We start from the raw sequence: 14194 nt of genomic DNA on the forward strand, positions 1-14194 counted from the left end.
GTTAACGATTGCGTTTCAAGCGCTCATTTAGCGGCACGCGAAATGAGTTGCGGCAATTGGCACTTTCGGTACAGAAGATATATGGACTGGCTTTATTGGGGCGCGCCGATTAAATTATGTCGATGAGTAAAACTCTCTTTGCCTTTTTCATGGTTCTGCTGGCTGGTCAGGGCATCTTTAATGCCAGCAGTGCCAATGCCACAAGCCCGACGCAATTGCGGGTGCTGACGTCGATGTCAGGGCGTGTGTTCGAGCCGTATGTTGAGAGTTTTGAGCGCGAAAACCCGGATATTGATGTGTTGGTGCTCAACAAGAACACAAACCATGCCCTTGGCGAAGTCGCATTGGGCAATGGGCGTGCTTTTGATATTTTCTGGGCGTCGTCACCAGAAGCGTTTGTTATGTTGGATGCGTTTGACCATCTGGCCCCCTATAAAGGTAAAAGATATCATGACTTTGCCCTTTCTGCAGTTGGGTGGAGCTGGAAGACTGATCGATTGACCAATGTGCCCAGCAGTTGGAACATGCTGCTCGAACCTCGCTTTGATGGACGGATCGGCATTGCTCGACCCTCCCGCTCCGGCACCACCCATCTGATTGTCGAGCAATTTCTGCAAGATCGCGGATGGGAGGATGGCTGGCAGTTTGTGCTTCAACTCAGTGCTAATTTTGCCACCATCACGTCGCGCAGCTTCGGGGTAATTGATGGCTTGAAGTCCGAACGATTTGATATTGGTCTCAATATTGATTTCCTCGCGATATCTGAAGAAGAATTGAGCTTTCAATATGGTCGCCCTGTTATGTTGGTGCCCGGCCGTATTGCCAAGCTCCGCGGCGGCGGAGCGCCCGACTTGGCGGAGCGATTTATTGATTTTGTACTCTCGCCCCGAGGACAGCAGATATTACTGAACCCAAATATCAATCGGGTGCCGATTGATCCGGAATTGCGCCAAACCTTATCTTACGAAAAATACCCCGCGCTCACAGCCGCCTTGCGCCTGAGCTGGGCCGCTTACGATCCGGAACTGGCCGCACGGCGATACTGGATGGTGAACGAAATATTTGATCAATTCATCACCAACCAGTTTGGGCGCCGCCGTGCCATTTGGCGCGATATTCGCGATATCGAAGCGAACACCGATCTGGCCCAGCGATACCGGTCCAAGATCGACCTGGCCAAAACCTATTTATTGACCATGCCGATCGAAGAGCATGAAGTGGACGTGATGCAGCCTAGCCCTATGCCCGGTCCCGGAACGCGCTATGCACCCATTACCGCGGAGCAAAAGAAGTTTCAGGTGCGTTGGCAGTCCCAAGCCGAGATGCTGCTGACTTTAGCAGAAAACGAACTGCGCGAGATCACACAATGAACGAAGCAGGTTCATTCAAAGACGGTTTTTTAAACTATTTGCCCGGAGCTTACAGTGTTTGGGGCCGCTTATTTGCGTCTTTTCTGCTGATTTCTGCCATTTTGGCGATCATTGCATTTGCCGCTGTATTGCGGTTCACCACCATAAGCCAAGATATGTCTGAGCTGGTGGAGCAGCAGATGCCAGAGATTGTGCAGGTCAATGAAGTCGCCACAGCTGTCACCGAGTTGGCCGCCCAAGCCACCATCCTGAGTGAGCCGCGCCTGCGAAAAGATCGCGCGGCCTATCAAGAAGCGCTCAACGCCCAATTGACCAATCTGTCTGACCGTATCAGCCGGGTGCGTGATCCTGAATTGATCACCGCACGCGATGAAATTGAAGAGCATATCCGCTTGCTGCTGCAATTTTCTGACAGGCAATTCAGCCTTGAGGAAAACTTAATCGCTAAGGGAGCGAGTTTGCGCTGGTTGCAGGCTGATTTCCAATCTGAGATTTCGCCGCTCTTGCTGGATATATCGTTCAATATCGACAATGCCGTTTCGCGCATCGAAGCGTCTCAGGGCCAGGAGGATTTTAGGCAGGCATTCAATTTGCTGAGCACCGAGAGCGCCAAACGCGATTTGGTGCAAGAAATTGGTCGGGAAGGCAGCTTTGCCATCAATGCCATGTTGCAAAGTACCAACGCGCAAAGCGCTGAAAGCCTGGCGCAGTTTGCCGATATTTCGTTGGAAAGCCTTGATCATGCCCGTCGCCTTTTAGATGAGCTAGGTGAAGCTGATACGCTGATTACCCTTGAGCAATCGCTTAACTCACTGCGCGATTTGGCCACATCGCAGTCGGGCATTTTTGCGGTGGCTCGGCAGTTGATCGAAGCGCGCAAGAATGTACTACTTGAGTTGGCCGCTGCGCAGCAAAGCCTATCTCAATTCCAAAAAGAACTGTCAGAAACAGGCGAAACACGGCGTGCAACCGCGATTGGTTTGGCCGATGAAGCCATCCGAGATATGCAGGATGCGAGTTTGCAAATTGTTGCGTTGACCATAACAGGGCTTATGGCCACATCCTTTATCCTGATTTTTTATGTCCGCCGCCGTGTGGTGGCGCGGTTGCAGGCTCTATCTCACGCTTTACGAGCTATCGCTCGTGGGGAGCTCAACCAATCTACCGCAGAGATGGCAGGCACTGACGAGTTGGGCCGCATGGGCAATGCCGTCGAGGTCTTCCGCCAATCGGTCATTGAACGCGAAGAAACTCTAAACCGGTTACAAAGCGAAATTAGAGAGCGCGAACGCACCAATAAAAAGCTGCAGCAAACACAAGTGGAGTTGGTGCAAGCCGGAAAGCTGGCTGCCTTGGGGCGTTTATCCGCCGGGATTTCCCACGAGCTTAATCAACCCATCGCCGCCACCCGCTATGCGGCGCACAATGGGTTGACCCGATTGGAGCAGGGGGCAGATGCAAAAACGCTTGAGAAACCGTTGCAAAAGATTGTGCGCCTGGCAGACAGGATGACGGCACTGGTGAAACAGTTTTCCCACTTTGCGCGCCGTTCAGATTATGACATCAAACCCATCGCTCTTTGGCCCGTGGTCGAACGGTCTATCGAGATTTTCCAGGCCAGACTGGTGGACATGCCTCACATTGAGATAAAAGCAGCCCAATCCAGCTTGGAACAGGATGTTCTGGGCGATCAGTTGCTGGTGGAGCAGGTTTTGGTCAATCTCATATCAAATGCGATAGACGCGATTGAGGACGCCAGGCCCATTACCGGACAGATTTGTATTTCTGGCCGCAATGATGGGTCCTATTTTATGATCGATGTGACCGACAATGGCGCTGGTTTGCCTGACCTTGACCACGACATTTTTGAACCTTTTGTCACGTCCAAAGAAGTGGGCAAAGGCACAGGATTGGGGTTGAGTATTTCTTATACAATCGCGCAGGATTTGGGCGGGGTGCTCTATTTGAAAAACAATGAGCAACAGGGTGCAACCGCAAGTTTGGGGCTGAAGACAGCGAGATGAGTAAAGCTACAAAGCAACATATCATGCTAATTGATGATGATCAGGATTTGCTTGAGGAAATCGCAGACACGCTCGAACTGGCCGGCCATAATGTGTTCAGCTTTGCCCGTGCCGACCTCGCACTGCCCCACATCACAAGCCAGTTTAATGGGGTGATTGTGTGCGATATTCGCATGCCGAAAATGAGCGGCCTCGAACTGCTTGAACATGCGATGCAGGTTGATCCGGAATTGCCGATCATTATGATTACCGGCCACGGGCAAGTCGCTGAGGCGACGATGGCAATGAAGGCCGGCGCTTATGATTTCTTGGAAAAACCGGTAGCACCAGAACAGCTATTGGCCACGTTAAGCCGCGCGCTGGAAAAACGCCAATTGGCACAGGAAGTGCGTGCCTTGAAGGGCATGGTTGGCGACAATGATCTCGCGACCCGTCTCATCGGCAACTCAAAAAAAGTCACTGCACTGCGTGAGCAGGTTACGACCCTGACGCCGCTCAATGTTGATCTGATTGTTCAGGGGGAAACTGGGAGCGGCAAAGATGTGGTGACACGCGCTTTGCACGACCTTGGCCCAAGGGCTGCTGGTCCATTTGTTGCCGTCAACTGTGCGGCGCTGCCTGAGACGCTGGTCGACAGTGCTTTTTTTGGACATGAAAAAGGGGCGTTCACCGGTGCAGACCAAAGCCATGTGGGCTATTTTGAGGCAGCGCATGGTGGCACCCTGTTTTTGGACGAGTTGGAATCCATGCCGCTAAATTTCCAGGTGCGCTTGCTGCGCGTTCTGGAAAATCGCGAGACGACCAGGCTGGGCGGAAACAAAAATATCAAACTTGATATGCGCGTGATCGCAGCGGTAAAAGGCGAGCTGGGTCAGTTGGTCAAAGCTGAGAAATTGCGTGCGGATCTCGTTTTTCGGTTGAACATAGCAGCAATTGATCTCCCGCCACTGCGGGCCCGCAAGAATGATGTGGAATTGCTCTTTATGCATTTTTGTGAGCGGGCTGCGGCGCTGCATCAATGCGAAGTGCCCCGGCTAGACGACAAGCTGCGCCAAAATCTAACCCGCTATAATTGGCCGGGTAATGTGCGCGAATTGAAAAATGCCGCGGAGCGTTTTGTGATTGGTTTGCCTTTGCAATGGTCTGCGGACGAACCGCCAAGCGACATCGCACTATTGAGCGGTTTGCCGCTTGATGATGCGGTCAATGCCTTTGAAAAATCCTATATTGAGGAGGCATTGGCGCGGCATCATGGCAATGTGACTCAAACGGCAGAGGCCCTCTCGATCCCGCGCAAAAAACTTTATCTCCGCATGAAAAAATATGGGTTAAGCAAATCCATTTTTGACACAAATGAGTGAGTCAAAAGTGACGCATTGAGTCATTTTTGACTCATATTTCGATCAAGATATATTTAGATTTATTTATATTTATCAGTAGCTTATATTGCATATCCCTTCTTGGCATACCTCTTGCAGATGTTAGGGCGCGGACTATTCCGTATACCTAGATTTGGGAGGAAAATCGGTATGAATCTATTGCGTAATGCACTGCTTGCCAGTGTTGCCTTCGCGGCGACCGCAGGCACAACGACAGCGATTGCTGCTGAAAAATTGGTAGTTGTCACGTCGTTCCCAAAAACATTGACCACGCCATTTGAGCAAAAGTTCGAGGAGATGTATCCAGACATTGATGTGGAGATCGTCAACAAGTCGACATCGTCGTCGGTGAAATATATTCAGGAAACAGCGTCTTCCAACACATCAGATATTTTCTGGGCGTCTGCGCCAGATGCGTTTGAAGTGTTGAAATCAGACGGTTTGTTGATGAAAAGCGGCGTCACCAACGACAATATTCCGCCAGATGTGGCTGGTTATCCAATGAACGACCCTGAAGGGTTCTATAATGGTTTTGCTGCCGCTGGCTATGGCATTATGTACAATGAGCGCTACTTGAATGCCAAGGGGCTGGAGCCGGCACAACAGTGGATTGAATTGGCCGAGCCGGAATATTTCGGCCATGTGGGGATGTCTGCCCCGTCACGCTCCGGCACGACCCATTTGACCGTTGAGGCAGTGCTTCAAGGTGAAGGTTGGGAAGAGGGCTGGGCCCAGTGGAAATTCATCGCAGGCAATTTTGCCACCGTTACCGAGCGCAGCTTTGGGGTGCCGGACGGGGTGAATTCCGGTCAGTTCGGCCTAGGTATTGTGATCGACTTTTTCGGCCTTGCTTCAAAAGCATCCGGCTTCCCTGTTGATTTTGTTTATCCCAAAACCACCGCGATTGTGCCGGCCAATGTGGGCATCATCAACAATGCGCCAAATGAGCAGGCTGCAAAGGATTTTATCGAGTTCTTGTTGTCTGTTCCAGGGCAGGAATTGCTCTACCATCCTGAAATTCGTCGTTTGCCGGTGAACATTGAAGCTTATGCCAACGCACCGGAAAATTTCCCAAATCCGTTCAATGGCACCATCGAAGCCTCGGTGAATTTTGATGTCGAGAAGTCAGGCAACCGCTACAATGTTGTCAATTCCTTGTTCGACGTGATGATCACTTACCGTTTGGATGATTTGCGCGAAGCCGTGCGTGCCGTTCAGATGGCGGAAGAGAAATTGGGTGACGCGGATAATGCACAAGCCAAGGCGTTGATTGATGAGGCCCGGGCCTTGATCGCAGAAGTGCCAATTGACGAAGCAACAGCTCAAGACCCTGACTTTGCGGCCATCTTCAAGACCAAGCGGAAGAAGGCTGAAGATGTGGTTGAAGGGCGTCAGGCCGAAGTTGAGCAGGAATGGGATGCTCAAGTGGTTGCCAACTACGCCAAGGCGAAGGAACTCGCCGATCAAGCGGCCTCAATGCTGTAAGTGACCAAACACCGGTGTTGGCCCCACGGGCCAGCACCATTTTCGGGACAAAGGTATTCCATCATGACTCATCAAACCGCTGGCGCGGCACCTGCACGCCGCCGCTTGACAGATGTGCTGTTTCCAAAATTCTCAGGCACCGTCTTGGCAGCCATCTTTATCGCAACGCTCTTGTTTGGCTTTTTGATCCTGCCGGTAGCCAAGGTGATATATGTCGCCTTTCTGGACCCACAAACCGGCGGCCTGACTTTGCAGAATTTTGGGGACTTCTTCAGCTCCTCATTATTCAGAGAAAGCTTTTATAACTCATTTTATGTGTCGGCCATGTCTGTTGTTGTGGCCAGCGTGTTTGCTTTGCCGCTGGCGTACATCACTTCCCGGTTTGAGTTTAGCGGCTCGATGCTCATACAAAGCCTGGGCTTTATTCCCCTGATCATGCCGCCCTTTGTGGGGGCCATCGCCATGCAGCTTTTGTTTGGCCGCAACGGCACGTTTAATTTGCTGCTGGCCAATTGGGGGATCAATATCCCATTTATGGAAGGGCTCAATGGGGTGATTTTGGTGCAGAGTGTGCACTATTTCCCCTTTATCCTGATCAATCTTTCTGCCAGCTTGCGCAATATTGACCGGTCTATGGAAGAGAGCGCTCAAAATCTCGGTGCCCACGGCTTGCGCTTGTTCCGTCGCGTGGTGTTCCCGTTGGCCGCGCCAGGTTATTTGGCTGGCGCTTCCTTGGTCTTTATCAAGGTTTTTGACGATCTGGGCACGCCATTGCTGTTGAACGTCAATAATATGCTCGCCCCGCAAGCCTATCTGCGCATCTCATCAATCGGCATTTCCGACCCGATGGGGTACGTGATTTCCTTTATTCTTGTCGCATTCTCAGTGTTTTCTCTTTGGGCAAGCTTCTTGCTGATGCGGGGGAAAGACTATGCCACCACGCAAAAGGGCGGCGGCGGTCTGAGCCGTCGCAAGCTTTCGACACGAGAAAATATCTTCGCGTACGCCATTGTGATCCTCATCCTGTTGATGGTGTTGTCACCGCACATCGCACTGGCGTTGTTGGCCTTTGGCACAATTTGGTCCTATAGCCCGCTGCCCGATGGCTACACGCTGGACAATTTTCAAACCATGTTTGCGCAATCGGGTGTCTACATCAAAAACACCCTGGTTTATGCCGGTTTGGCTGCGTTTATCGATGTGGTGCTGGCCACTGCGATTGCCTACATTGTGCTGCGCACCAAAATCATCGGCCGCCAATGGCTCGATTATATGGCAACTGCCGCGTTGGCCGTGCCGGGCGTTGTTCTGGGTATCGGCTATCTGCGGACCTTCAATGATTTTGAGGTGCCGCTGGTTGGCAAACCGCTTGCTTCATGGTGGGTCATCATCCTGGTTGCGCTCACCATCCGTCGCCTGCCCTATGCTTTGCGGGCGTGTACGGCGGCTCTGCAACAAGTCAGCATTTCGCTTGAGGAGGCGGCTGAGAGCCTGGGGGCTGATCGTTCCAGCACCATCCGCCGCATTGTTGTGCCTTTGATGTCGGGCGGCATTCTGGCCGGCTTTGTTACCAGCTTCGCAACCGCTGCGGTGGAATTGTCGGCCACCATCATGCTGGTCTCTACCGACCAGGATGCGCCGCTGGCTTATGGCATCTACTTGTTCATGCAAAGCCCATCCGGACGGGGGGCAGGGGCTGCTCTTGGCATCTTCGCTGTCATCATCGTCGCGGCGGGTACGTTGCTGGCCCAATATATTATTGACCGTGATCGGAAACACCGGACTGGCGAGCGCTAAGCGCTCGTCCACTGTGGAGGAACTCAAATGACTTTAATTCAAAAAAGCGCAGGGATTTCTATCCAAAATCTGCATCTGTCCTTTGGCAACACCAAAGTGTTGACCGGGGTAAATCTTGAAATCAAGGCGGGTGAATTCTTCGCCTTTCTCGGACCATCTGGTTCGGGTAAATCAACCCTCCTGCGGGCAATAGCGGGCTTCGGCCCGCGCCCAAAGGGTAAAATTCTGGTGGGTGATCGCGACTTGGCGGGCCTGCCTCCCTGGGAGCGTAATGTGGGTATGGTGTTTCAAAGCTATGCGCTTTGGCCCCACATGTCTGTGCGCAAAAACGTGGCCTTTGGCCTGGTGGAGAAAAAAGTTCCCAGCAACCAGATAAACGAAAAGGTTGAGGCGGCCCTATCCCTCGTCGGCTTGCTTGACTATGCCGAGCGCATGCCGTCTCAACTTTCTGGTGGTCAGCAACAACGCGTTGCGCTAGCCCGCACCATTGTGGTGGAGCCCGATGTGCTGCTCCTGGACGAACCCCTGTCCAACCTGGATGCGAGCCTGCGGGTGCAGATGCGGCGCGAGCTATTAGCCTTGCAACGCAAATTGGGGCTGACCACCATTTTTGTGACTCACGATCAGGAAGAGGCCAACACCACCGCCGACCGGATGGCGGTGTTGGATCAGGGTGTGGTGCAGCAAATTGGCAGCCCGCAAATGCTTTACGACCACCCGGAGAATCTGTTTGTGGCCCGCTTTTTGGGTACCGCCAACATTTTGGAAGGGGAGATTACAAGAGCTGACGGTGGCGCACAGATTGAATTGATTACAGGGGAGAAAATAGCCATTGAATCTTCTGTACTTGGCGAAGGCAATTTGGTGTTGCGACCACAAAATATTGTGGTGCGGCCAGACCCGAGCGCCAGTGCGTTAACTGGCAAAATCAGTCACCGCGAGTTTTTGGGCGCACAGGTGCGTTACCTAGTTGATGTCGCCAACACGCAGATGGTTGTTGATCAAAGCCATGCACTTGATCAACCTGTGCTGGACGTCGGGGCGGAAGTCGGCCTCGACATCAACAAAAAAAGCGGTGTATTTCTGCCGAAAAAAGAAGTGAAACATGCCGCTTAAATATCGCGCGATCATTTTTGATCTGGATGGCACGCTGGTGGATAGTCTGGGCGACTTCCACCATGCAGCCAGCATCATGCTTAAAACGATCGGTCACGAGCCAATCCCTGCTGCTGAAGTGAAAAGCTTTATCGGCAACGGGCAAGGAATGTTCATTGCCCGATGTTTGGTACGGGTTGGTGCCAACCTGACTGCGCAACAATTAATTGAAGCAACGCGCGTTTTTGAACAAGCCTATGACGCCGCCGATGGCAGCCAGAGCACTCTTTTTGAGGGTGTGGATGCCTTGTTGGCACAAATCAGAAAAGCAGGAGCCAAAATTGGCCTTTGCACCAATCGCCCGGTTGCCCGCGCCCGCAAAATTCTCGCCGGGTTTGGCATCGATCATTATTTCGATGAGATTGTGGGATTTGAAACGGTGGACAAACCGAAACCTGCGCCGGACCCGATTCTGTATTGTCTTGCGCAGTTTAAGTGTGCGTCGTCCCAAGCTCTGTTTATCGGCGATAGCGACGTGGACGCAGAAGCCGCCCACCGCGCCAAAGTGGAATTTGCATTCCACACCCAAGGATTTGGCAGCCTGAAGTCTCAGCCCTGCCAAATACTGATCGATCATTATAATTTGATTGATCTGTTACCCACACCGGCAAAGGCGTAGCTTCGGCTACGCTTTTGCTATTTCAAACATTTAGATGAGCATATGGCTTGCTCGCGGCATTTTGTCTGAGACGTGCTGATTGGGGTTCGCCGAAAGGCAGGGGGAAGGCATTTCTCTTTTTCACTAGAAATGCCTGCGCGGTAGGGTTAGATTGAAGGTATGTTCAGAATTTTTACCCTTTTGGCCGCTGCATTATTGCTTTTGGGTCAGCTCAACATTGCGAGTAGCGCGGCGCAGGGCGACGGCTTTGCGCTGACCAGCACGCTGGAGCAAGGCGGGGAAAGGGTTCATAAATGCTGCGATGGTGCCATTCCCTCGATGGATGCTGAGGATTGTGCCAGCGAGTGTGTCCATGCCATTTTAGGTGACATCGCTTTGCTACTTCCCAGGAGTTTGGCTGAAACCAAAACGCCCTCTGTGCGGGCAATGCGACCCTTTCAGGAATGGCCAAACGGGCCGCCGCCCATATTAAGCCGCATCTAAATTCACCTTTTGATGTTGGAGGGCCAGCGCCTTGCACGCCTTTGAGGAGGTGTTGTGCGGCTGGCCGAGTAATATATGTGGTTTAAAAATGAGTTCATCTCACTTCTCGCCGGAACGGCGATATCTATTGAAAGCGGCAGGCGCTTTCACAATTACTGGTGTGCTTGCCGGATGCACAACGACGGCTCAGGAAGCTCCAGATTTAAGTGCGGCACAAGCCCTATATGGCCCGATGCCGAAGGAGCGGTTTCCCATTTCAGCATTGCCTGTTGAAAAGATTGATCCGCAGTTCTATCGCCAAACTGTGCGCTACCGTACAAAAGAACCGGTTGGCACCATCATTGTCGATACATCTGATTTTTTCCTCTATCTTGTGCAGCCAACCAACAAGGCGATCCGCTATGGAGTCGGATTGGGGCGTGCCGGATTTGCCTGGTCAGGCCGCGCGGTTGTGCAGTGGAAACGGAAATGGCCCACATGGACTCCACCTGCGGAAATGATCAAACGAGAACCCCATTTGGCAAAATACAGCCATGAAAACGGGGGGATGGCACCTGGCTTAAAAAACCCTTTAGGGGCGCGCGCGCTGTATATTTTTCAAAACGGTAGAGATACCCTATATCGTTTGCATGGTACGCCAGAATATTGGAGCATCGGCAAAGCTGTTTCCAGCGGCTGCGTTCGTCTGTTCAATCACGACATAATCGATCTTTATCAACGGGTCCCCAACAAGACCCCAATTGTGGTGGTGTAATATGAAGCTGATGAACAAAGGTCTCCTCGCGGGAGCAGTATTGTTGGTTCTGGCCGGCGGCTATTGGGGATACACACAATTCAACACTGTCGCAACGGATGAACCGACAGGTTTATTGCCCTATAAAAATGCTAAAGTGATTGATCTTGGGCAGCAAATATATGCGGCCAATTGTGCTGCTTGCCACGGCGACAATCTGGAGGGGGAGGCCGACTGGCAACAACCCAAACCCTCAGGACGTATGCCGGCACCGCCTCATGACGAGACTGGTCACACTTGGCATCACAGTGACGAATTGCTGTTCAAATTGACCAAATATGGCATCGCCCGGCTGAGCAACAATCCAGCCTATCAGACAGATATGCCCGTTTATGAAGAGGTATTGACAGACGACGAAATTATCGCCGTGCTGGCCTATATCAAATCCACTTGGCCTGCCAAGGTGCAGGGACGTCACGACCAAATTAATACTGGCCGCTAGAGCTTAGGCCCAGATAACGGCCCAGACGGCAATCCGTTGTCTGGGTCAAAAAAGTGCGCCAAATTCGGTTTCAAAATAGCGCTTGACCTTCCAATCACTGGAAGGATTAGGGTGAGGTCAGTGTTCAAAAACGAAACCGAAAGTAAGACCATGACTGCCCAGGCAAAAAGCAATGATCAAGTGATCAATCTCGCCATCTCAGGCATGACCTGCGCATCCTGCGTCAAACGCGCAGAAACCGCGATTTCAGGCGTGCAGGGTGTTTCGGACGTATCTGTCAATCTGGCGACAGAAACCGCGCGCATTCAAATGTCGGATCCAAATGGTTTATCCGAAGTTATTCAATCCATCGAAGCCGCTGGCTATGGGGTGCCCACAAAAACCATCATGCTCGACATTGAGGGCATGACATGTGCCTCCTGCGTGAAGCGGGTGGAAGATGCGCTCAAATCCGTTGAAGGTGTGGTCAACGCCAATGTCAATTTGGCCAGCGAAAGTGCGCAGGTCGAAGCCGCTTCCAATGTATCGACACACGAGCTTTTGGCCGCGGCGAAAAAAATTGGTTATCCTGCGACCTTGCGGGACAAATCGACAAATGCGCTGGAAGACCGCGCGGCCAGCAAAGAAGCCGAATATAATGGCCTGAAACGCAATTTTATTATTGCGGCCATATTTACAGTGCCCTTGTTTGTGCTCGAGATGGGTTCCCACTTTATTCCAGGCATGCATGAACTGCTGATGCAGAATTTCGGGCGGCAAAATCTTTATTATTTCTACTTTGTGCTGGCCACCATCGTACAGTTCGGGCCGGGCTTGGTGTTTTACAAAAAGGGCATTCCAGCCCTGATGCGCCTGGCGCCTGAAATGAACGCGCTGGTGGTGCTCGGCTCTTCCGCCGCGTGGGGCTTTTCCGTTGTGGCGACTTTTGCAGCGTTTCTGCTGCCTGAAGGCACGGCCAATGTCTATTATGAAGCCAGCGCGGTGATCATCACGCTGATCCTTTTGGGGCGTGTGCTGGAAGCGCGCGCCAAAGGCCGCACCAGCGAAGCCATCACCAAACTCATGCAATTGCAGGCCAAATCGGCCCATGTGTCGCGCGATGGCAACTTCGTTGAAGTGCCTTTGGATGACGTGGTGGAAGGCGACATTGTGCGCGTTCGTCCCGGTGAAAAAGTGCCTGTGGATGGCGAAGTGATCAAAGGCAGCAGCTTTGTTGATGAGGCCATGATCTCTGGTGAGCCCGTGCCGGTGGAAAAAGAGATCGGCAGCGAAGTTATTGGCGGCACCATCAACAAAACCGGCAGCTTTGAATTCCGCGCCACAAAAGTGGGTTCAGATAGTGCCTTGGCGCAGATCATCAAGATGGTCGAAAACGCCCAAGGGGCAAAACTGCCGATCCAGGCACTGGTCGATAAAGTCACCGCCGTGTTCGTGCCCATCGTGATGCTGGTGGCTGCATTGACGGTTGGCGTGTGGCTGATCTTTGGCCCAGACCCTGCCTTGTCGTTCGCCTTGGTCAATGGCGTGGCAGTTTTGATCATTGCCTGTCCGTGTGCCATGGGCTTGGCCACGCCAACCTCCATCATGGTTGGTACGGGCCGGGCGGCAGAAATGGGTGTATTGTTCCGCAATGGTGAAGCCCTGCAGGATCTGAAAAACACGGACATTGTCGCCGTAGATAAAACCGGCACGCTGACGTTGGGTCGTCCGGCGCTCACCGACTTTACCGTGTTGAACGGTTTTGATGAAGGTGAGGCCTTGGCGCTTGTTGCTGCGGCGGAGAGCAATTCAGAACATCCGATCGCTGAAGCCATTGTGATTGCCGCGAAGGAGCAGGGCTTGGATGTGCCGGACACCACAAGTTTTAACTCCGTTACCGGCTATGGCATTGAAGCAGAAGCCAACGGTCGCAAAATCGAGGTGGGGGCAGACCGCTATATGCGCAAGCTGGGCCATGATTTGACGGCACATGCGGATATCTCCAAAGCGTTGGGCGATGAAGCCAAAACCCCACTCTACGCGGCAATTGATGGCAAGCTGGCAGCAATTGTTGCGGTGGCAGACCCGGTGAAGGAAACCACACCACAAGCCATTGAGGCGTTGCATCGCCTGGGGCTGAAAGTGGCCATGATCACCGGCGACAACCAAGCCACCGCAGATGCCATTGCCAAGAAGCTGAACATCGACACGGTAATCGCGGAGGTGCTGCCCGCAGGCAAGGTGGATGCGATTAAGCAATTGCAGCAAAACGACACCCATGTGAGCTTTGTGGGCGACGGCATCAATGATGCGCCAGCATTGGCCCAAGCCGATGTCGGCATCGCGATTGGCACCGGCACAGATATTGCCATTGAAAGTGCCGATGTGGTGCTGATGTCTGGTGACATGCGCGGGGTGGCGAACGCGATTGGCCTCTCCAAAGCGTCCATCAAAAACATCCACCAAAACCTGTTCTGGGCCTTTGCTTACAATGCGAGCCTTATTCCGGTAGCCGCTGGTTTGCTTTACCCCTTCACGGGCACATTGTTGTCGCCCATGTTGGCCGCAGGGGCGATGGCGCTCTCAAGTGTGTTTGTGTTGGGCAATGCATTGCGCCTGCGGCGCTTTAGCCCGCCCGCCCAGCAGACGCAGGCCGCAGGATAGATCG

The 14194-nt window shown here is 52.6% G+C and carries 11 protein-coding genes; all 11 read left to right on the top strand.

Going from position 1 to position 14194, the window contains the following annotated elements:
* The first annotated feature begins 122 nt into the window (after positions 1 to 122).
* Positions 123 to 1370 (top strand): ABC transporter substrate-binding protein, encoded by a 1248-nt coding sequence (locus L1I42_RS02540; protein WP_236112931.1) that lies wholly within the window; start codon positions 123 to 125, stop codon positions 1368 to 1370.
* Positions 1367 to 3394 (top strand): ATP-binding protein, encoded by a 2028-nt coding sequence (locus L1I42_RS02545; protein ID WP_236112932.1) that lies wholly within the window; start codon positions 1367 to 1369, stop codon positions 3392 to 3394. The genes L1I42_RS02540 and L1I42_RS02545 overlap by 4 nt, the downstream gene beginning before the upstream one ends.
* Entirely contained in the window at positions 3391 to 4755 is a 1365-nt protein-coding gene (locus tag L1I42_RS02550; protein WP_236112933.1) for a sigma-54-dependent transcriptional regulator, read from the top strand. The genes L1I42_RS02545 and L1I42_RS02550 overlap by 4 nt, the downstream gene beginning before the upstream one ends.
* Before the next feature lie 168 nt (positions 4756 to 4923).
* Entirely contained in the window at positions 4924 to 6258 is a 1335-nt protein-coding gene (locus tag L1I42_RS02555; RefSeq protein WP_236112934.1) for an ABC transporter substrate-binding protein, read from the top strand.
* 63 nt (positions 6259 to 6321) lie between these two features.
* Positions 6322 to 8055: an ABC transporter permease gene (locus tag L1I42_RS02560; protein ID WP_236112935.1), complete on the top strand. Its 1734-nt coding sequence runs from the start codon at positions 6322 to 6324 to the stop codon at positions 8053 to 8055.
* Between the two features lie 27 nt (positions 8056 to 8082).
* Positions 8083 to 9171, top strand: coding sequence for an ABC transporter ATP-binding protein (locus L1I42_RS02565; protein WP_236112936.1), 1089 nt, complete (start codon positions 8083 to 8085; stop codon positions 9169 to 9171).
* Positions 9161 to 9829: an HAD family hydrolase gene (locus L1I42_RS02570; protein WP_236112937.1), complete on the top strand. Its 669-nt coding sequence runs from the start codon at positions 9161 to 9163 to the stop codon at positions 9827 to 9829. The genes L1I42_RS02565 and L1I42_RS02570 overlap by 11 nt, the downstream gene beginning before the upstream one ends.
* A 159-nt stretch (positions 9830 to 9988) precedes the next feature.
* Positions 9989 to 10312, top strand: a complete 324-nt coding sequence (locus L1I42_RS02575; RefSeq protein WP_236112938.1) for a hypothetical protein — start codon at positions 9989 to 9991, stop codon at positions 10310 to 10312.
* 88 nt (positions 10313 to 10400) lie between these two features.
* Positions 10401 to 11066, top strand: coding sequence for a L,D-transpeptidase (locus tag L1I42_RS02580; RefSeq protein ID WP_439651484.1), 666 nt, complete (start codon positions 10401 to 10403; stop codon positions 11064 to 11066).
* A gap of 1 nt (position 11067) precedes the next feature.
* Entirely contained in the window at positions 11068 to 11547 is a 480-nt protein-coding gene (locus tag L1I42_RS02585; RefSeq protein ID WP_236112940.1) for a c-type cytochrome, read from the top strand.
* A gap of 150 nt (positions 11548 to 11697) precedes the next feature.
* Positions 11698 to 14190 (top strand): heavy metal translocating P-type ATPase, encoded by a 2493-nt coding sequence (locus L1I42_RS02590; protein WP_236114153.1) that lies wholly within the window; start codon positions 11698 to 11700, stop codon positions 14188 to 14190.
* Positions 14191 to 14194: the final 4 nt, after the last annotated feature.

Origin of the sequence: Maritalea mediterranea, from assembly GCF_021568695.1 — a bacterium.
In the GTDB taxonomy this organism is placed as follows: domain Bacteria; phylum Pseudomonadota; class Alphaproteobacteria; order Rhizobiales; family Devosiaceae; genus Maritalea; species Maritalea mediterranea.

What these genes read in the sequence shown, in the direction of transcription:
- L1I42_RS02565 (WP_236112936.1), top strand. Translation starts at nt 8,083, where the DNA reads ATGACTTTAATTCAAAAAAGCGCAGGGATTTCTATCCAAAATCTGCAT.
- L1I42_RS02555 (WP_236112934.1), top strand. Translation starts at nt 4,924, where the DNA reads ATGAATCTATTGCGTAATGCACTGCTTGCCAGTGTTGCCTTCGCGGCG.
- L1I42_RS02580 (WP_439651484.1), top strand. Translation starts at nt 10,401, where the DNA reads ATGAGTTCATCTCACTTCTCGCCGGAACGGCGATATCTATTGAAAGCG.
- L1I42_RS02575 (WP_236112938.1), top strand. Translation starts at nt 9,989, where the DNA reads ATGTTCAGAATTTTTACCCTTTTGGCCGCTGCATTATTGCTTTTGGGT.
- L1I42_RS02570 (WP_236112937.1), top strand. Translation starts at nt 9,161, where the DNA reads ATGCCGCTTAAATATCGCGCGATCATTTTTGATCTGGATGGCACGCTG.
- L1I42_RS02585 (WP_236112940.1), top strand. Translation starts at nt 11,068, where the DNA reads ATGAAGCTGATGAACAAAGGTCTCCTCGCGGGAGCAGTATTGTTGGTT.
- L1I42_RS02540 (WP_236112931.1), top strand. Translation starts at nt 123, where the DNA reads ATGAGTAAAACTCTCTTTGCCTTTTTCATGGTTCTGCTGGCTGGTCAG.
- L1I42_RS02560 (WP_236112935.1), top strand. Translation starts at nt 6,322, where the DNA reads ATGACTCATCAAACCGCTGGCGCGGCACCTGCACGCCGCCGCTTGACA.
- L1I42_RS02590 (WP_236114153.1), top strand. Translation starts at nt 11,698, where the DNA reads ATGACTGCCCAGGCAAAAAGCAATGATCAAGTGATCAATCTCGCCATC.
- L1I42_RS02545 (WP_236112932.1), top strand. Translation starts at nt 1,367, where the DNA reads ATGAACGAAGCAGGTTCATTCAAAGACGGTTTTTTAAACTATTTGCCC.
- L1I42_RS02550 (WP_236112933.1), top strand. Translation starts at nt 3,391, where the DNA reads ATGAGTAAAGCTACAAAGCAACATATCATGCTAATTGATGATGATCAG.